Below are 341 nucleotides of genomic sequence, written 5' to 3'. Positions count from 1 at the left end.
AGGGCGGAGTGAAGGAAGAGTATGCGTTTGACAAAAACAACCGGTTGATGAAGCTCGTGAACAAGAAACCGGACGGCAGCCTTATATCCGAGTACGCTTATGCGTACGACGACGCAGGCCGACAAACGGCGAAAACCGACAGCTACGGCACAACGAATTACAGCTACGATGCGGCGGGAAGAATCGAAAAAGCCGAGGCGCCGGGGAAAACGATTCTCTATGCATATGATAGGAACGGCAACCGGCAATCCCAGAGCGAGACATACACGTCCGAACAGCCGAGCGGCTATACGGACCCGGTGAGCGGCACGGAAGTGAAGTACCTGATCAAGAAAAGCGAG

1 protein-coding gene is annotated in these 341 nt (G+C 54.3%); it reads left to right on the top strand.

Going from position 1 to position 341, the window contains the following annotated elements; all coding sequences use genetic code 11:
* Positions 1–341, top strand: a 341-nt coding sequence (locus AC3G2T_RS38880) for a hypothetical protein (protein ID WP_488438838.1), incomplete at both ends; no start/stop codon positions are given.

It is taken from the genome of Paenibacillus sp. sgz302191 (assembly GCF_057749925.1).
Note: the sequence above shows the minus strand (reverse complement) of the source record. Positions and strands in the feature narration are given on the sequence as shown.